This is a genomic window from Paenirhodobacter sp. (assembly GCF_047600745.1).
Taxonomy (GTDB): Bacteria; Pseudomonadota; Alphaproteobacteria; order Rhodobacterales; family Rhodobacteraceae; genus Rhodobacter.
The window spans coordinates 1,623,441-1,640,120 of the sequence record NZ_JASGKI010000004.1 but is presented as its reverse complement, the minus strand read 5'-3'; the positions used below and the strand labels follow the sequence as shown (position 1 = coordinate 1,640,120).

General features: G+C 68.2%; 17 protein-coding genes and 1 pseudogene. 14 read left to right on the top strand and 4 right to left on the bottom strand.

Annotation, left to right across the window (positions count from 1 at the left end):
- Positions 1-35: 35 nt before the first annotated feature.
- From QM789_RS16700 to QM789_RS16685, 4 genes are all read right to left on the bottom strand, one after another.
- Entirely contained in the window at positions 36-968 is a 933-nt protein-coding gene (locus QM789_RS16700) for an esterase-like activity of phytase family protein (protein ID WP_420352964.1), read from the bottom strand.
- On the bottom strand, positions 941-1,822 hold the full coding sequence (gene mepA, locus QM789_RS16695) for a penicillin-insensitive murein endopeptidase (RefSeq protein WP_420352963.1): 882 nt from the start codon (positions 1,820-1,822) through the stop codon (positions 941-943). The genes QM789_RS16700 and mepA overlap by 28 nt, the downstream gene beginning before the upstream one ends.
- Complete coding sequence (locus QM789_RS16690; protein WP_420352962.1) at positions 1,819-3,165, bottom strand: MFS transporter; 1,347 nt, start codon at positions 3,163-3,165, stop codon at positions 1,819-1,821. The genes mepA and QM789_RS16690 overlap by 4 nt, the downstream gene beginning before the upstream one ends.
- A 61-nt stretch (positions 3,166-3,226) precedes the next feature.
- Positions 3,227-3,754, bottom strand: a complete 528-nt coding sequence (locus QM789_RS16685; RefSeq protein ID WP_420352961.1) for an acyl-CoA thioesterase — start codon at positions 3,752-3,754, stop codon at positions 3,227-3,229.
- 196 nt (positions 3,755-3,950) lie between these two features.
- Here QM789_RS16685 and QM789_RS16680 point away from each other — a divergent pair, with 196 nt between their 5' ends.
- From QM789_RS16680 to folD, 14 genes and pseudogenes are all read left to right on the top strand, one after another.
- Positions 3,951-4,580 carry a hypothetical protein gene (locus QM789_RS16680; protein WP_420352960.1) on the top strand — a complete coding sequence of 210 codons (630 nt, stop codon included), beginning with the start codon at positions 3,951-3,953 and terminating at the stop codon, positions 4,578-4,580.
- A complete protein-coding gene (ybgC, locus tag QM789_RS16675) occupies positions 4,577-4,978 on the top strand; it encodes a tol-pal system-associated acyl-CoA thioesterase (protein ID WP_420352959.1) in 402 nt (133 codons plus the stop codon). The genes QM789_RS16680 and ybgC overlap by 4 nt, the downstream gene beginning before the upstream one ends.
- Before the next feature lie 188 nt (positions 4,979-5,166).
- A complete protein-coding gene (gene tolQ / locus QM789_RS16670) occupies positions 5,167-5,862 on the top strand; it encodes a protein TolQ (protein ID WP_420352958.1) in 696 nt (231 codons plus the stop codon).
- Positions 5,863-5,865: 3 nt separating this feature from the next.
- Positions 5,866-6,366 carry a protein TolR gene (gene tolR, locus QM789_RS16665; RefSeq protein WP_420352957.1) on the top strand — a complete coding sequence of 167 codons (501 nt, stop codon included), beginning with the start codon at positions 5,866-5,868 and terminating at the stop codon, positions 6,364-6,366.
- A 6-nt stretch (positions 6,367-6,372) separates the two neighbouring features.
- Entirely contained in the window at positions 6,373-7,944 is a 1,572-nt protein-coding gene (locus tag QM789_RS16660) for a hypothetical protein (RefSeq protein ID WP_420352956.1), read from the top strand.
- 105 nt (positions 7,945-8,049) lie between these two features.
- Complete coding sequence (gene tolB, locus QM789_RS16655) at positions 8,050-9,366, top strand: Tol-Pal system beta propeller repeat protein TolB (RefSeq protein WP_420352955.1); 1,317 nt, start codon at positions 8,050-8,052, stop codon at positions 9,364-9,366.
- Between the two features lie 64 nt (positions 9,367-9,430).
- Positions 9,431-9,979: a peptidoglycan-associated lipoprotein Pal gene (pal, locus tag QM789_RS16650; protein ID WP_420352954.1), complete on the top strand. Its 549-nt coding sequence runs from the start codon at positions 9,431-9,433 to the stop codon at positions 9,977-9,979.
- Between the two features lie 3 nt (positions 9,980-9,982).
- Positions 9,983-10,831 carry a tol-pal system protein YbgF gene (ybgF, locus tag QM789_RS16645; protein WP_420352953.1) on the top strand — a complete coding sequence of 283 codons (849 nt, stop codon included), beginning with the start codon at positions 9,983-9,985 and terminating at the stop codon, positions 10,829-10,831.
- A complete protein-coding gene (tilS, locus tag QM789_RS16640) occupies positions 10,822-12,024 on the top strand; it encodes a tRNA lysidine(34) synthetase TilS (protein WP_420352952.1) in 1,203 nt (400 codons plus the stop codon). Before ybgF ends, tilS begins: the two co-directional genes overlap by 10 nt.
- 78 nt (positions 12,025-12,102) lie before the next feature.
- Entirely contained in the window at positions 12,103-14,001 is a 1,899-nt protein-coding gene (ftsH, locus tag QM789_RS16635; RefSeq protein ID WP_420352951.1) for an ATP-dependent zinc metalloprotease FtsH, read from the top strand.
- 3 nt (positions 14,002-14,004) lie between these two features.
- On the top strand, positions 14,005-14,781 hold the full coding sequence (locus tag QM789_RS16630) for a methyltransferase domain-containing protein (protein ID WP_420352950.1): 777 nt from the start codon (positions 14,005-14,007) through the stop codon (positions 14,779-14,781).
- Positions 14,781-15,374 carry an MOSC domain-containing protein gene (locus QM789_RS16625; RefSeq protein ID WP_420352949.1) on the top strand — a complete coding sequence of 198 codons (594 nt, stop codon included), beginning with the start codon at positions 14,781-14,783 and terminating at the stop codon, positions 15,372-15,374. The genes QM789_RS16630 and QM789_RS16625 overlap by 1 nt, the downstream gene beginning before the upstream one ends.
- 51 nt (positions 15,375-15,425) lie before the next feature.
- Positions 15,426-15,689: pseudogene (locus QM789_RS16620) on the top strand (chorismate mutase); the annotation flags it as partial.
- Positions 15,690-15,725: 36 nt separating this feature from the next.
- A complete protein-coding gene (folD, locus tag QM789_RS16615; protein WP_420353332.1) occupies positions 15,726-16,601 on the top strand; it encodes a bifunctional methylenetetrahydrofolate dehydrogenase/methenyltetrahydrofolate cyclohydrolase FolD in 876 nt (291 codons plus the stop codon).
- Positions 16,602-16,680: the final 79 nt, after the last annotated feature.

Sequence of the window (16,680 nt, the reverse complement as noted above, 5' to 3'; positions counted from 1 at the left end):
GACAGCGGCGCGGATACGCCCGCCCCGCGCCCCGGTCAAGGTTTTTCGGGGCGCAGCCGGTATTCCACGAATTCGGTGCGCTGGAAGAAACGCTGGTTGTCGTCCGAGATCATCGTCAGCCGGATCGCGCCCTGCCGGTCGCGCCAGACGGCGAGCCCTTCGAGATTGTCATGCGTGCCCGCCGAGGTCTCGACCAGCACTTCGCCGCCCGACACGCTGTCCTCGCCGAAATCGAAGACGCGGACCCGGGTGCGGAAACCGAGCAGCCCCCAGAAATCGCGCTCCAGCAGGTAGAACCGGCCATCCGGGCCGAAATCCGCATCCACCGCCAGCCAGCTGTGATCGCGCGGAATCGCGAAGGGCTGGTCCCATTTGCCATCGCGCCAGCGCCAGACCGGGAAGGGCACCGTGGTCCCGCCCGAGCGTTCGGGCAGGGTGTAGACCGTGCCCCGCGCATCCACCGCCAGCGTTTCGAGCGAGGAATTGAGCTGCATGGCGTTGAACGCCATGGGCCGTGGCAGGACGCGCGCGGGCGCATCGTCCGTCGGATACCAGGCGACGCGGGCCAGCCGGTCGCCCTCGAAGGAGATGTAAATCCCGCCATCGGGCGCCAGCGCCAGGCCCTCCGCATCGGCCTCGCGCCGTTGCAGGGGGCGGCCGTCGCGGGCGCGCAGCACTACCGGCCCGCTGGTCCGGGTCACGCCGATGATCCGGTCCGTGGCATCGCGCGCGATCTCGCCGCGCCAGACGGTGCCGCGGTCGGACTGGGTGACGAAATGACGGCCGTCATCCAGGAACTTCAGCCCGGAAAAGCCGCCGAATTCCGGGTCGGGCAGTTTCCACACCCGGCTTTGCAGGAATTCCCCGCGCAGTGCGGGGTGCGTCTGGGCCGGGGTGCCCCGTGGCCCGAGGCCGAGGGCCAGCCCCGCCAGCCCCCCGATCAGCGTGAGGCGAGAACGCTGCGGCATTCGGCGGGCAGATCGGAAAGGGTATAGGTCCTGGCGGTCTTCGGCGCCGGGGCTGCGGGCCGTTTCGGCGGGTTGCGCAATTCGTCCAGATAGGTCGTCACCCACCAGTTCAGCGTGTCATCGCAGCCGTCCCCGCCGTTCGACAGTTCGGCGACGGTGGGTTTCTGCACCTCGCACAGGGGCGAGCCCGGCGGGCATTTCAGCCGGACGTGGAAATGCGTCTCGTGGCCATAGATCGGCCGGATCTTCTGCAACCAGGCGCGGTCGCCCCGGGGCGCGGCATTGCACATCGCGATCTTTGCGGCGGCGGCGACGAAGATCCGCTCGGTGCGCGGATCCGAGGCGGCGGCCTTCATCAGCGCCATGTGGGCGGGGGTCCAGTTGCCGTTGATCCGGGTCTGGTCGGCGGTGCGGATCGGGATCGAGCTGATCTTCTCGCGCTCGGCCCGGCTGAGGTTCAGCCGCTTCGGCGGCAGCATCCAGATATCGGCATCGAGCCCGATCTGATGGCTGGCATGCCCGCCGGTCATCGGGCCGCCGCGCGGCTGGCTGATGTCGCCGATATACAGCCCCTGCCAGCCGGGCAGGGTGGCGGCATAGCGCGACAGATCCTGAAGATAGGACAGCATCACCGGCTGGCCGTAATAGCGGTTGCGGTTCAACCGCATCATCTGCCAGGTCGGCCCGCTTTCGGGCATCGGTTGCAGCCCGGCGGCACAGCCCCGGGCATAGGAGCCGACGGGCGTCGGCTGTTGGTGCGAGGGGGTCTTCGCCGCGCCGAACAATTCACGCGCTAGCGGTTCCGCTCCGGCGGGCAGGGCGGCCAGACAAAGGGCGGCAAGCAGAAGTCTCATGCGGGGGTCTCTCTTGTTGCGCCGGATGATTTCACCCAGGGTAGCAGCACCAGCCCGGCAAGGAAAAGCACGACGAGCGGCGCGATCCCCACCGCCTGGCTGCCGCTCAGATGCGTGGTCACCCCGATCAGCAGCGGCGCGACGAAGGAGGTGGCCTTGCCGGTCAGGGCATACAGGCCGAAGGCTTCGGTCATATGCGCGGGGTCGGCCTGACGCACCATCATCGTGCGGCTGGCCGATTGCAGCGCGCCCCCCGCCGCGCCGATCAGCCCGCCGAGGGCGTAGAAGGCGATGTCGGGCAGCAGGCTGTCGGGCGCGGTCGCCTGTCCGAACACCCGTTCGCGCGACACGAAGGCCACCGCCACCACCACCGCCGTCAGCACCAGCAGGCAAAAGGCAATGACCGCCTTCGGGCCGAGCCGGTCATCGACCTTGCCGCCCGCCCAGGCGAAGACCGCGCCGGTGATGGTGCCGAGGATCCCGAACAGCCCGATCTGGGTGATCGACCAGCCAAGCACGCCTTTCGCATACAGCCCGCCGAAGGTGTAGATCCCGTTCAGCGCGTCGCGGTAAAGCATCGAGGCGATGAGGAACAGCATCAGGCTGCGCCGCTTCGGCAGGCCCTTCAGCGTGGCGCGCAGCGTGGGCCAGGCGTCGCGCGCGGCGCGCAGGACGGAGACCGAGCCCTCCGGTCGCGGATCGCGCACCCACAGGAAGAACGGCACCATGAACAGCGCATACCACACCGCCGTCAGCGGCCCGACGATACGGGTATCCTCGCGCGCCGCGAGGTCCAGCCCGAACAGGGGCGGCAGGCCGATCAGCGTGCGCCCGGTGGCGGGGTTGATCTGCACGAAGCCCAGCATCACGATCAGCGACACCAGCCCGCCGACATAGCCAAAGGCCCAGCCGGTGCCCGAGACCTTGCCCAGCTGCTCGCGCGGGGCGAGCCCGGGCAGCAGCGCATTGGTGAAGGTGGTGGCGAATTCCATCCCGATCAGGCCGATCGCGAAACAGGTCATGATCAGGACCAGGCTGTAATTCCCCGGCGCCGCCTGCCACAGTGCCCAGGCTCCGCCGACATACATCAGCGAAAACAGCACGATGAAGGGCATCCGCCGCCCGGACCTGTCGGCGATCGCACCGAGGAACGGCGCCCCGAGCGCGATCACCAGCCCGGCAAGGCCGATGCCATAGCCCCAGACGGTCTGCGCCGTGGTGCCCGATCCCAGCAGATCGGCCATATAGGGCGCGAAGACGAAGGTCAGCAGGAGCGTATTGAACGGTTGGCTCGCCCAGTCGAAGAACCACCAGCCCAGGATCCGTTTGCTTGGCGTTTTCATCCAATCCTCCATTGCCGGGTGATCAAGCCTCAAACCGGGGCCGGGCGCAACCACCCGCCGATCACAGTTGCGGCGGCCAGGGGCGTTCGTTCTCCGCCCGGATCCAGTCCTGCACCCATTGCGGCAGGGGCGGGCTTTCGGGCGGCAGCCCCATCGCCCGGCACAAGTCGGCGGGCGGCACGATCCCCTTGGGCGAGGTGACCGCCGCGCGGATCAGGATATGGTTGCAGCAGTCGCCGCCGCGAAACATCGCCTGTTCCAGATACAGGAAGCGCTGATCCCAGCCGATGCAGCGGGTGCGCATCTCGAACCGCTGCCACATGGTGATCCGGCGGCGGTAGCGCGTGGTGTTGCCCGCCACGACGATGCCCCAGCGGTTCGCCCGCAGCGCCCGGAACAGCCCCGCCCGGTGCATCTGCGCCACCCGCCCCAGATCGAACAGCGTCAGCGTGCGGCCGTTGTTCAGGTCCATCCACGGGTCGATGTCCCAGGGCCAGGCGATATGCCGGGTCACCAGCGGCTGGAAAATGTCGATCGGGGTGTTGCGGTCGAGCAAAATGGCCTTTGCCAGCCGGATGATTGGATACATGCGGGCCTCCCTTGTGGCCTCTGGGTGCCGCAGCGCGGCACGCCGGTCAACAGGCAAGCATCGCCTGCCCGCCGATAATGCGTCTGATGGGGGCCGGCGCAGGCCGCGCCCGCCGGGGGGCGCGGGCATCCGGTCGCGCCCGCCCTTTCCGCCGGGCGCGGATTCTCCTAATGTGGCGGCGCAACCGGGGGATGCCATGACCGACGAACTCCTCACCGCTGAAGACATCAGCCAGATGTTCACCCGCGCGGAGGGCGCGTATCTTTTCGCCCGTTGGGGCCGGCCCATCGTGCCGGTGGTGTTCGGCGTCGATGCCGCCACGCTCGCCACCGTCAAGGGCGCGATCGAGGCGGTGGTGGCGCTGGCCGGGCACAGGATGGCCGAGACGGATCCCGAACTGGGCGCGAACCTGATGGTGTTCTTCTTCCGCGACTGGCAGGAACTGCTGGAGGTGCCCAATCTCGACCAGCTGGTCGAGGGACTGGCCGAGACGGTGGCCCGGCTCGACGATGCGGGTGCGAACCAGTATCGGGCTTTCCGATTTGACCGGGAGGGCGCGATCCGCGCCTGTTTCGCCTTCATCCGGATGGATCCCGCGCTGGACGAGGTTCCGGCGGAAACCATCGCGCTGTCGCTCGCGGTGCAGGTGATCCTGCTTTGGGGGGAACATGCGTTTGACGCGCATCCGCCGCTGGCGCAGGCGCGGGGTGTCACCGTGCTGCGGCCCGGGGTCGCGGCGCTGATCCGCGCGGGCTATGATCCGGTGCTGCCCGCCTGTGCCGATGATGCCAGCCATGCACTGCGCCTTGCCGCGAGGATGCGATGAGCCACACCTTCCCCCTGCGCGTCTATTACGAGGATACCGACCTTGCCGGGATCGTCTATTACGCGAATTACCTGAAGTTCATCGAGCGGGGCCGCTCGGAATGGGTGCGTTCGCTCGGCATCGACCAGGGCGCGCTGAAGCGGGACCACGGCATCGTCTTCGCCGTCCGGCGGGTAGAGGCCGATTACCTGCGCCCGGCGCGCTTCGACGACGAATTGACGGTGACGACGGATCTGGTGGCGGCGAGCGGGGCGCGGATCGTGCTGGATCAGGCGGTGGTGCGCGCGGGCGAAGTGCTGTTCACCGCCCATGTCACGCTGGTATGCCTGAATGACGCGGGCGCCGCCGCGCGATTGCCCGCGGATCTGCGCCAGAGGCTTGCGCCGCCGCTGCATTGACGGCAATCTGTTGACGGAATGGGCTGTTAACGGAACGGGTCCAGCCCCGTGCTTGCCGCACTGCGGCATGCTTTTTTGCGCGATGACGCAGATGTTATGGCGTTCCCGCTTAACCTCGGGTAGAATCGGCGTAAAGGAACCGCGAAGACGGTTTCGTCAAAGAGCAGTGAACGCCCAAAGGCACCCAAATGGACCAGCAAACTCTCGCCCACGCGCAGGAGCTCGATTTTTCGTTGCTCGCGCTTTTCGTGCGCGCATCCTTCACCGTGAAGATCGTGATGATCGCCCTGACCCTGGCCAGCTTCTGGTCCTGGTCGATCATCGTGCGGAAATTCATCACCTTCCGCGCAGCCCGGTCCGAGGCGGCGGCCTTCGATCAGGCGTTCTGGTCGGGCGAGCCGCTGGATGAACTCTTCGACCAGATCGGACCCAACCCGGCGGGGGCGAGCCAGCGGATCTTTGCGGCGGGCATGCTGGAATGGCGCCGCAGCCACCGGCAGGATGGCGAGTTGATCGCCGGGGCGCAGGCGCGAATCGACCGGTCCATGGACATCGCCATCGCGAAGGAGGGCGAGGCGCTGAACTCCGGCCTCAGCTTCCTCGCGACCGTCGGCTCCACCGCGCCCTTCGTCGGGCTGTTCGGGACGGTCTGGGGGATCAAGGTCGCCTTCGAGGAGATCGCGATTTCGCAAAACACCTCGCTCGCCGTCGTCGCGCCGGGGATTTCCGAAGCGCTGGTCGCCACGGCGATCGGCCTTGTCGCCGCTATCCCGGCGGTCATCTTCTACAACAAGCTGTCGGGCGACGCGGACAAGATCACCGCGGGCTACGAAGCCTTTGCCGACGAATTCTCGACCATCCTCTCGCGCCAGCTGGACGCCTGAGCGATGGGCGCGGGGGTGATGAAAAAGGCGGAGGGCGGGAGCCGCCGCCGGCGTGGCGCCAAGGGGCGCCATGGCGTGATGGCGGAAATCAACGTCACGCCAATGGTCGATGTCATGCTGGTGCTGCTGATCATCTTCATGGTCGCGGCGCCGATGATGACGGTGGGCGTGCCGCTCGAACTGCCGAAGACGGCGGCCAAGGCCGTGCCGACCGAGCAGGAAGAGCCGCTGACGATTTCGCTGCAACGGGACGGAACGGTTTCGCTGATGAACACGCCGGTGGAAGAGGCCGAACTGGTCGAGAAGCTGCGTGCCGTGTCGCAGGAGCGGACCTCGGACAAGGTTTATCTGCGCGCGGATGGCGGGATCGAATATGCGCATGTCGTGCAGGTGATGGGCGCGCTGAACGCGGGCGGCTTCACCAATATCGTGCTGGTGACCGACACCGGCGGGCCGCAGCTGACGGGGAAGGCTCCGACCGGGACGACAGCCGGGGGGAACTGATCCGCCATGAGCATGGACAGGGCAGAGAAGACCGGCAATATCGTTTCGGGGGTGCTCCACGCGGTGGTCGTCCTGTGGGCGATCGTCGGCAGTGAATGGTTTCCGACGAAACCCGCCGAGCCGGTGAAGATGACCGAGGTCGCGGTGATTTCGCAGGCCGATTTCGAGGCATTGCAGGCGGCTGCGGGCGGCGAGGATACCGTGGCCAGGGGCGAGGCCGCGCCTGCCGCGCCTGCGGGTGGTGGTGAACCCGAGACGGCGCCCCCCGAGACGGCGCCCCCCGAGACGGCGCCCGAGGACACGACGCCCGAGGACACGACGCCCGAGGACACGGCGGCCGAGGCGGCGCCTCCGCCGCCCTCCGCGCCCGCGGCCCCGCCCGCGCCTGCGGCGAAGCCCGAGCCGAAGCCCGACCTGTCGCAGGTCGCCGCGCCGACGCCGAAGGCCGAGGTGACGGAGATCCCGCCCTCGATGATGCCGCCGGTCGAAACGCCGGAGGAAACCCGCTCGCCCGATTTCTCGCCGCGTCCGAAGTCGCGCCCGGCGCCGCGCATCGCGCCCGCTCCGGCCCCCGCGCCCGAGCCCGATATGCAAGTCGCGAAGGCCGCCGAACCGCAGGAAAAGCCCGACGAGGCAAAAAAGCCCGAGCCGGTCGAAAAGCCGAAGGAAGCCGCCGCGCCGCCCGAAGCCGCGACGAAGCAGACCCCGGAGCCGACGGAAGAGCCCGAGCAGACCTCGGCGCCCTCCAGCGCCGCGCGTCCGAAGGGGCGGCCGGTAAAGCCGGTGGAAGCGGAGCCGACGGATGACAAGGCCGAGGAGCTGAAGATCGCGGCGGCGGAGAAGGCGGCTGCCGACAAGGCGGCGAAGGAAAAGGCCGCGAAGGCGGCGGCGGACAAGGCCGCCAAGGACAAGGCGGCGAAAGAGAAAGCGGCTGCCGATGCGAAAGCGGCTGCGGACAAGGCTGCGAAAGACAAGGCCGCAAAGGACAAGGCGGCCAAGGAAAAGGCTGCGGCGGATGCCAAGGCGGCCGCCGACAAGGCCGCGAAGGACAAGGCCGCGAAGGACAAGGCCGCGGCGGATGCGAAGGCGGCGGCCAAGAAGGCCGCGGATGCCAAGGCGAAGGCCGCCAGCGGCTCCGGTTCCGGCAAGAGCGGCGGGGTCGAAGGCGCGCTTGCCGAGGCGATGGGCTCCGACAGCGGCACCGGCAAGGGGCAGGGCTCTGGTTCAGGCGGGCTCGGCATTTCCAGGAACGGCCCGCCGGTCACCGCCGGCGAGAAGGAAGCGCTGATCGTGGACGTCAAGGCCTGCTGGAACGTCGGCGCGCTGAGCTCAGAGGCGATGCGGACCTCGGTCACCGTGCTCGTCAACATGAACGAGAACGGCAAGCCCGACACGAAGTCGATCAAGATGTCGAGCTTCACCGGCGGCACCGAGGCGGCGGCGAAGCAGGCGTTCGAGGCGGCACGGCGTGCGATCGTGCGCTGTGGTTCGGACGGGTTCCCGCTGCCGAAGGAGAAATACGGCTGGTGGCAGCAGATCGAGATCGTGTTCGACCCGAACAAGATGAGAATGAAGTGACGCAAAGAACTCAGTCGCACGAAAATCCCGCCGCTCGACGGGATGTGATGTGCCCCGGGGTTCCGAACCGTTAAAACGGGCCAAAGCCCAACGAGGGAAGTTGAGATGTTCCGTTTCGCACTGGCCGCCGTTGCGGCGCTGATGATCGGTCCGGGCCTTGCGCAGGCGCAGCAGGGGCCGCTGCATATCGAGATCGACGAAGGCGTCGTCGAGCCGATGCCCTATGCCCTGCCGGTCTTCGTGGACGAGGGCGGCGCGGGGTCGGCGGCGGCCGAACTGACGAAGATCGTGGCGGCCGATCTGGACAATACCGGCCTGTTCCGCCGCATCAAGGACAGCGCCTATATCCAGAAGATCGGCTCCTTCGGCACCCCGGTCAGCTATGCCGACTGGCAGGCGATCAATGCGCAGGCGCTGATCGTCGGCGGCGTGTCGAGCCAGGGCGGCAAGCTGGTGGTGAAGTTCCGCCTGCATGACGTCTATGCCGGGCAGGAGTTGGGGCAGGGGCAGCAGCTCGCGGCCTCGGCGGCGAACCTGCGGCGGCTGGCGCATAAGGTGGCCGATGTGATCTATAGCCGGATCACCGGCGAGGGCGGCTATTTCGACAGCCGCGTGGTCTTCGTGTCGGAAGCGGGCCCGAAGAACGCCCGCCAGAAGCGCCTTGCGATCATGGATTACGACGGCGCGAATGTGAAATACCTGACCGACAGTTCGACCATCGTGCTGGCGCCGCGGTTCTCGCCCACGGGCGACCGGGTGCTGTATACCACCTTCGAGACCGGCTTCCCCCGGATCAAGCTGATGAATGTCGGTAATGCCTCCGGGCAGTTGCTGCCCGAGACCCCCGGAACGATGACCTTCTCGCCGCGGTTCGCGCCCAATGGTCAGTCGATCGTCTATTCGCTGGAGCAGAACGGCAATACCGACCTGTATAAATCCGGCGTCAACGGCGGCGCGCCGCAGCGGCTGACCAACAGCCCGTCGATCGAAACCGCCCCCTCGTTCAGCCCGGACGGCTCGCGCATCGTGTTCGAGAGCGACCGCTCGGGCGGGCAGCAGATCTACATCATGTCGGCCTCGGGCGGCGAGCCGGTGCGGATCTCCTATGGCGATGGCCGCTATGGCACCCCGGTCTGGAGCCCGCGCGGCGACCTGATCGCCTTCACGAAACAATCGGGCGGGCGGTTCTTCATCGGCGTGATGCGGACGGACGGCTCCGAGGAGCGGTTGCTGACGGCCTCCTACCTCGACGAAGGCCCAACCTGGTCGCCCAATGGCCGCGTCATCATGTTCACCCGCGAAGCCCCGGGCGCGGGCGGCGGCGCACAGCTTTACAGCGTCGATGTCTCCGGGCGGAACCTGCGCAAGGTGGGCAATCCGGGCGGAGCGTCGGATCCGTCCTGGGGGCCGCTGCTTCCCTGATTCCCAACGGAAATCGCATCTGATAACGTCGCCCCGAAGGGCGGAAACAAAAGGCGGAACTGACATGAACTTCGCAACAAAGGCGGCGCTCGCGCTGGCAGTCCTGGGCCTTGCGGCCTGTAACAACCCCGACAAATACGGCAATGGCGTCGAGGATCCCGGTGGCGCCTACGGGTCCGGCCAATACGGTGCCGGTGGCGCGGGCGGCGTGGACGGTATGGCCCTGGGCAATGTCAACGACCCGAATTCGCCCGCCTATTTCAACGCGAAGGTCGGCGACATTGTGCATTTCTCGGTCGACCAGTCGACGCTGTCGTCCGAGGCGATCTCGATCCTTCAGGGTCAGGCGCAGTGGATGAACGGCCATCCGAACTATTCCGCCATCATCGAAGGCCATGCCGACGAACAGGGCACGCGCGAATACAACCTCGCGCTCGGTGCGCGCCGCGCGACGGCGGTTCAGCAGTTTCTGATCTCGCAAGGCGTCGCGGGCAACCGGCTGCGCACCGTGTCCTATGGCAAGGAACGCCCGATCTGCCCGGACGCGACCCAGACCTGCTTCAACCAGAACCGCCGTGCCGTGACGGTTCTGTCGCTCGGCGCGGGGAGCTAAGGGATGCGGCGGGTTCTGCTAGGGGCGGCGATGGCGCTGGCGCTGGCGGCGCCCGCCTTTGCCCAGGACAAGCAGACGCTGGCCGATATCCGCAAGGAACTCGGCCAGTTGTCTTCGCAACTGCAATCGCTGCGCTCGGAGCTGGTGGCTTCGGGCGCGAAGGGGATGCAGGCGGCGGGCGGTGCTTCGGCGTTGCAGCGGATGGATACGATGGAGGCCTCGATCTCGCGGCTGACCTCGCAGACCGAAGCGTTGCAGAACCGGATCGACCGGGTGGTGAAGGACGGGTCGAACCGGATCGGCGATCTGGAGTTCCGGGTCTGCGAGTTGGAAGAGGGCTGTGACCCGGGTTCGGTGGGCAATGCGCCGCTGGGTGGTTCCGGCGGGGGCGATGCGCCGAAAAGCGCGGGGGCCTCGTCGCTGACCGCGCCGGCGCCGAACATGACGAACGCGCCGAAAGGCGATCTTACGGTAAACGAACAGACGGACTTCGACCGGGCCAAGGGGGTGCTCGGTCAAGGTGACTTTCGCGGCGCCGCAGACCTCTTTGCGACCTTTACCCAAACCTACCCGGGTGGCCCCCTGACGCCGGAGGCGGGCTATCTGCGGGGCGATGCGCTGAACCGGGCGGGCGATGTGCCGGGGGCGGCGCGCGCCTGGCTTGATGCCTTTTCGGCCGATCCCGCGGGGCCGCGCGCGGCGGACAACCTGCTCGAACTGGGCAAGGCACTTGGGGCGCTCGGCCAGACCTCCGAAGCCTGCACCACGTTGCGCGAAGTCGCCGTCCGGTTCCCGGGCAGCCAGGCGGCGGGCAAGGTGCCCGGCGCGCAGAGCCAACTGGCATGCAACTAGACCTTCCCCGTTTGCTGCGGGAAAGCCTTGGCCCCGATGCGCCCCCGCGTGTCGGGGTTGCGCTTTCCGGGGGTGGGGATTCGACGGCGCTGCTGCATGCGGCGCTGCTGGCCGGATTTGCGGTCGAGGCGGCGACGGTGGACCACGGCCTGCGCCCCGGTTCGGCGCAGGAGGCCGAGGCGGTGGGCCGCGATTGCGCCGCGCTTGGCGTGCCGCATGCGGTGCTGCGGTGGGACGGGGCGGCGGCGGTGGGTAATGTGATGGATGCCGGACGCCGGGCGCGGCTGCGGCTGATCGGCGCATGGGCGCGGGGGCGCGGGCTGGATGCGGTGTTGCTGGGCCATACCGCCGACGATCAGGCGGAGACCTTCCTGATGCGGATCGCGCGGGAGGCCGGGCTTGAGGGGCTGAGCGGGATGCGCCCCCGGTTCGCGGCCGAGGGGGTGATCTGGCACCGGCCGCTGCTCTCGGTGCCCCGCGCGGGGCTGCGCGACTGGCTGCGGGCGCGCGGGATCGGCTGGGTCGAGGATCCGAGCAACGACAACCCCCGCTTTGGCCGTATCCGCGCCCGGCAGGCGATGGCGGCGCTGCGCCCCGCGGGGGTGACGCCTGAAACGATCGGCGCGGTGATCGGCCATCTGGCGGCGGCGGATGCGGCGCTGAACCGGCTTCTGTCGGACTGGGGGGCGGAGCATGTCACGCAGCAGGGGGGGGAAATCCGGATCCATGCCGGGGCCTTTGCGGGGCTGGATCCGGAATTGCGGCGCAGGCTGCTGAATGCGGCGCTGGTCTGGGTTTCGGGCGCGGAGTATCCGCCCCGGGCGGCGAAGCTGGCCGCGCTGCTCGCTGCGCCGCGCGATGCGACGCTGCACGGCTGCCGGTTGCGCGTCACGCGCGGGCAGATCGTCGTTGCGCGGGAACTGCGGGCGGTGGCAGGGCTGCGCGTGCCGGTGGGGCAGGATTGGGACGGCTGGCGGATCGAGGGTCCGCCGGGCGAGGTCGTGGCCCTCGGTGCGGGGATCGCGGAGTGCCCGGCCTGGCGCGACACCGGGCTCAGCCGGGCCGCCGTGCTGGCTTCGCCCGCCGTCTGGGCCGGAAACCGGCTGCTTGCGGCGCCCGTCGCGGGCCGTCCGGAGGGCTGGAAGACGCTGAACCGGCGCGGCAGTTTCGCCTTTGCGGGATTATGCCGTTGAACCTCGCCCCGTAATGCCTATTTTCACACGAAAGGCTCGGGCGGCGTCCCGCGGCCCGGTCTGATCTGGAGGTGCCTCTTGGGCAACGCACGCAATCTGGCCTTCTGGGCCGTGTTGTTTCTGCTGATACTTGCGCTGTTCAACCTGTTCGGGGACGGCCAGTCATCCATGAACGCACGGCAGGTGGCCTATTCCGACTTCATCAACGCCGTTGAGAAGGGCGATGTGAAGTCCGCCCAGATCGACGGCGAGGACGTCCGCTATCAGACGGGCGACGGCGCGACCTTTTCCACGATCAAACCCGTCTCCGATCCGATCGCCGAAACGCTGATCGCCAAGGGCGTGACGGTGAATGTGGTCAAGCAGCAGCAATCGGGCTTCATGTCGCTCCTGGGTGTGTGGCTGCCGTTCATCGTGATGATCGGGATCTGGATCTTCTTCATGAACCGGATGCAGGGCGGCGGCAAAGGCGGGGCGATGGGCTTCGGCAAGTCGAAGGCCAAGCTGCTGACGGAAAAGCAGGGCCGGGTGACGTTCGACGACGTGGCCGGCATCGACGAGGCGAAGGAAGAGCTGGAAGAGATCGTCGAATTCCTGCGCAATCCGCAGAAGTTCAGCCGTCTGGGCGGCAAGATCCCGAAGGGCGCGCTGCTGGTCGGCCCGCCCGGCACCGGGAAGACGCTGCTCGCGCGGGCGATCGCCGGTGAGGCGGGGGTGCCGTTCTTCACAATCTCGGGCTCTGATTTCGTGGAAATGTTCGTCGGCGTCGGCGCCTCCCGCGTGCGCGACATGTTCGAGCAGGCGAAGAAGAACGCGCCCTGCATCGTCTTCATCGACGAAATCGACGCGGTGGGCCGGGCGCGCGGCGTCGGCATCGGCGGTGGCAACGATGAACGCGAACAGACGCTGAACCAGTTGCTGGTCGAGATGGACGGGTTCGAGGCGAACGAAGGCATCATCATCATTGCCGCCACCAACCGGCGCGACGTGTTGGACCCGGCGCTGTTGCGCCCGGGCCGGTTCGACCGGCAGATCCATGTGCCGAACCCGGACATCAAGGGCCGGGAGAAGATCCTGACCGTCCATGCCCGCAAGGTGCCGGTGGGGCCGGATGTCGATCTGCGCGTCATCGCGCGCGGCACGCCCGGCTTCTCGGGTGCCGATCTGGCGAATCTGGTGAACGAGGCGGCGCTGATGGCGGCGCGCGTCGGGCGGCGTTTCGTGACGATGGAAGATTTCGAGAACGCCAAGGACAAGGTGATGATGGGGGTCGAGCGCCGGTCGATGGTGCTGACGCCCGAGCAGAAGGAAATGACCGCCTATCACGAGGCCGGGCATGCCGTCGTCGGACTGAAACTGCCGAAATGCGATCCGGTGTACAAGGCGACGATCATCCCGCGCGGGCAGGCGCTCGGCATGGTGGTGTCGCTGCCCGAGATGGACCGGCTGAACTACCACAAGGACGAGGCCAAGCAGAAGATCGCCATGACCATGGCGGGCAAGGCGGCGGAAATCCTGAAATGGGGCGAGGAGCATGTGTCGAACGGCCCGGCTGGCGACATCATGCAGGCTTCGGCCATCGCGCGGGCCATGGTGATGCGGTGGGGCATGTCCGACAAGGTGGGCAACATCGACTATTCTGAGGCGCACGAGGGCTATCAGGGCAATACCGGGGGCTTCTCGGTCTCGACCAAGACCAAGGAGCTGATTGAGGAAGAGGTCCGCGAGCTGATCGAGGTCGGCTATCAGGACGCGCGCCGGATCCTGAACGAGAATCGCGAGGAATGGGAGCGTCTGGCGCAGGGTCTGCTGGAATACGAAACCCTGACCGGGGACGAGATCCGCAAGGTCATGGCGGGCGAGCCGATCCAGGGCGACGACGACAACACGCCCTCGGGCAGCCTGCCCTCCGTCACCGCGGTGCCGAAGACGAAGCCGGTGCCGAAGGGCGATGCCTCGCCCGAACCCTCGGCCTGAGCCATGGCGCAGGACTGGAACCCGGAAAGCTACGCCCGGTTTCAAGACCTGCGTCTGCGCCCCGCGCTGGATCTGATCGCACGGGTGGGGGATCTGCCGCATGGCAAGGTGATCGACCTTGGCTGCGGCACCGGCGCGGCGGCGGAGGCGCTGGCGGATCGCTGGCCCGAACGGAAGATCATCGGTGTCGATTCCTCTCCGGCGATGATTGCGCGGGCGGCAGCGACGGGGGCCTATCGCCGGGTCGATCTGGCCGATCTGCGCGACTGGGAACCGGGCAAGCCGCCCGCGTTGATCTTCTCCAATGCCGTGCTGCACTGGGTCGGGGATCACGCCGCGCTTCTGCCGCGGCTTGCCGGGATGCTGGCGCCGGGTGGGATGCTGGCGGTGCAGATGCCGGTACAATGGGGCGCGCCCTCGCACCGTTTCCTGCGCGATTTCGCGGCGGACATGTTCCCGGACCGGTTCGATTTCGCGGATTGGGTGCCGCCCGTGGCCGCGCCGGTGGAATATGCCCGGCTGCTGGCGCCGCTGGGCCTGCCCGACGTCTGGACGACCGAATATGTGCAGCGCCTGCCCCGGGACGGGGGCGTTCATCCGGTGCGCCGCTTCACCGAATCGACCGCGCTGCGGCCCATTGCGGCGGAACTGTCGCAGACCGAACTCGCGGCCTTTCTGGCGCGCTACGAAGCGGCGCTCGACATCGCCTATCCGGCAGAGGCGGATGGTACCGTCCTGTTCCCGTTCCGGCGGCTGTTCTTCACGCTGAGGGTGCGCTGATGCCGTCGCTCGCGCCGACGCAGTTTCAGGGCGAGGTGGTCTTTCTGGGGCTGGTTCCGCCCCGGGGCGGGCTGGCGTCGGTGCCGAAGGCGCGTCTGGTTCTGGGCTTTTCCGGCGCGCGGGGTGAGGCGCATTCCGGGCGGACGCGCGCCAGTTGTTCGCGCGTGCAGGCGCAGCATCCCCCGGGGACCGAGATCGCCAATGTGCGGCAACTGACCCTCCTGTCGGAGGAGGAACTGGCCGAAACCGCCTTTGCCATGCGGATCCCGCGTCTTGCGCCGGAATGGGTGGGGGCTTCGGTCGTGCTGCGCGGGCTGCCGGATCTGACGCATCTGCCGCCCTCGTCGCGGTTGCAGGGGCCGGATGGCGTGACGCTGGTGGTGGACATGGAGAACCAGGCCTGTGTGCTGCCCGGCCGGGTGATCGACGACATCCACCCCGGCGCGGGTCGGCGCTACAAGCCCGCCGCGCAGGGGCGGCGTGGCGTCACCGTCTGGGTCGAGCGGCCGGGCGTACTGGAGCTGGGCCAGATGCTGCGGCTGCACATCCCCGGTCAGCGCGCCTGGGCGCATCTGTCCGACGCGCGGGGTTGAGCCCGGCCTGTGAAGCTGCAATATCGTTGCAACGGAACAGGGGCAGGGCGGATGCGGGATCCTTCGACGATTGCTGACATGACCGGGCTTCGGGCGGAGATTGATGCGCTCGATCTGCGGCTGCTGGATCTCCTCGCCGATCGGGCGCGGCTGATCGACCGCGCGGCGGAGTTGAAACCCGCTCTCGGCTGGCCCGCGCGGATCGAGGCGCGGGTCGAAGAGGTTGTCGCGAATGTGCGCCGCGCCGCCGGGGCGCGGGCGCTCGACCCCGATCTGGCGGAGCGGCTCTGGCGGCAGGTGATCGAATGGTCGATCGCGCGCGAAGAGCGGGTTCTGGGCAAGGGAACTGACATGAGCGTTTTGATTGACGGGAAGGGCTTCGCTGCGACACTTCGGGCCCGGGTTGCGGGGCATGTTTCGGGTCTGGGCGTGGTCCCCGGGCTTGCGGTGGTGCTGGTTGGGGACGACCCTGCTTCGGCGGTTTACGTCCGCAACAAGGGCATCCAGACGCGCGAAGCCGGGATGAACAGCTTTGAGCACCGGCTGCCCGCGGACACGTCCGAATCCGCCCTGCTCGGGCTGATCCACCGGCTGAACGCCGACCCGGCGGTGCACGGGATCCTGGTGCAGCTGCCGCTGCCCGCGCATCTCAACGCGGACCTCGTGATCAACGCCATCGACCCGGCCAAGGACGTCGACGGCTTCCATATCCTCAACGTCGGGCGGCTCGGCACCGGGCAAAAGGCGATGGTGCCCTGCACGCCGCTCGGCTGCCTGATGCTGCTGCGCGACCGGCTCGGCTCGCTCGCGGGCCTCGACGCGGTGGTGATCGGGCGCTCCAACATCGTCGGCAAACCGATGGCGCAGCTGCTGCTGGCCGAGAGCTGCACGGTGACCATCGCCCACAGCCGCACCCGCAACCTGCCCGACGTCTGCCGCCGCGCCGATATCCTCGTCGCCGCCGTCGGCCGGCCGGAAATGGTCAAGGCGGACTGGATCAAACCGGGCGCCACGGTGATCGACGTCGGCATCAACCGCATCACCCGGGACGGCAAATCCCGCCTCGTCGGCGATGTGGACTTCGCCGGCGCCGCCCAAATCGCCGGCGCCATCACCCCCGTCCCCGGCGGCGTCGGCCCGATGACCATCGCCTGCCTGCTGGCCAATACCCTCACCGCCTGCTGCCGCGCCCACCACCTGCCCGAACCCGAGGGCCTGACGGCCTGAGGGGCCCCGGCCCCTCGCGCCGCGCATGCCCCTCGACGGGGCATCGCGGCGCACGCACCTCAAGGGTTGCACCCCGCGC

What these genes read in the sequence shown, in the direction of transcription:
- QM789_RS16700 (WP_420352964.1), bottom strand. Translation starts at nt 968, where the DNA reads ATGCCGCAGCGTTCTCGCCTCACGCTGATCGGGGGGCTGGCGGGGCTG.
- mepA (WP_420352963.1), bottom strand. Translation starts at nt 1,822, where the DNA reads ATGAGACTTCTGCTTGCCGCCCTTTGTCTGGCCGCCCTGCCCGCCGGA.
- QM789_RS16690 (WP_420352962.1), bottom strand. Translation starts at nt 3,165, where the DNA reads ATGAAAACGCCAAGCAAACGGATCCTGGGCTGGTGGTTCTTCGACTGG.
- QM789_RS16685 (WP_420352961.1), bottom strand. Translation starts at nt 3,754, where the DNA reads ATGTATCCAATCATCCGGCTGGCAAAGGCCATTTTGCTCGACCGCAAC.
- QM789_RS16680 (WP_420352960.1), top strand. Translation starts at nt 3,951, where the DNA reads ATGACCGACGAACTCCTCACCGCTGAAGACATCAGCCAGATGTTCACC.
- ybgC (WP_420352959.1), top strand. Translation starts at nt 4,577, where the DNA reads ATGAGCCACACCTTCCCCCTGCGCGTCTATTACGAGGATACCGACCTT.
- tolQ (WP_420352958.1), top strand. Translation starts at nt 5,167, where the DNA reads ATGGACCAGCAAACTCTCGCCCACGCGCAGGAGCTCGATTTTTCGTTG.
- tolR (WP_420352957.1), top strand. Translation starts at nt 5,866, where the DNA reads ATGGGCGCGGGGGTGATGAAAAAGGCGGAGGGCGGGAGCCGCCGCCGG.
- QM789_RS16660 (WP_420352956.1), top strand. Translation starts at nt 6,373, where the DNA reads ATGAGCATGGACAGGGCAGAGAAGACCGGCAATATCGTTTCGGGGGTG.
- tolB (WP_420352955.1), top strand. Translation starts at nt 8,050, where the DNA reads ATGTTCCGTTTCGCACTGGCCGCCGTTGCGGCGCTGATGATCGGTCCG.
- pal (WP_420352954.1), top strand. Translation starts at nt 9,431, where the DNA reads ATGAACTTCGCAACAAAGGCGGCGCTCGCGCTGGCAGTCCTGGGCCTT.
- ybgF (WP_420352953.1), top strand. Translation starts at nt 9,983, where the DNA reads ATGCGGCGGGTTCTGCTAGGGGCGGCGATGGCGCTGGCGCTGGCGGCG.
- tilS (WP_420352952.1), top strand. Translation starts at nt 10,822, where the DNA reads ATGCAACTAGACCTTCCCCGTTTGCTGCGGGAAAGCCTTGGCCCCGAT.
- QM789_RS16630 (WP_420352950.1), top strand. Translation starts at nt 14,005, where the DNA reads ATGGCGCAGGACTGGAACCCGGAAAGCTACGCCCGGTTTCAAGACCTG.
- QM789_RS16625 (WP_420352949.1), top strand. Translation starts at nt 14,781, where the DNA reads ATGCCGTCGCTCGCGCCGACGCAGTTTCAGGGCGAGGTGGTCTTTCTG.
- folD (WP_420353332.1), top strand. Translation starts at nt 15,726, where the DNA reads ATGAGCGTTTTGATTGACGGGAAGGGCTTCGCTGCGACACTTCGGGCC.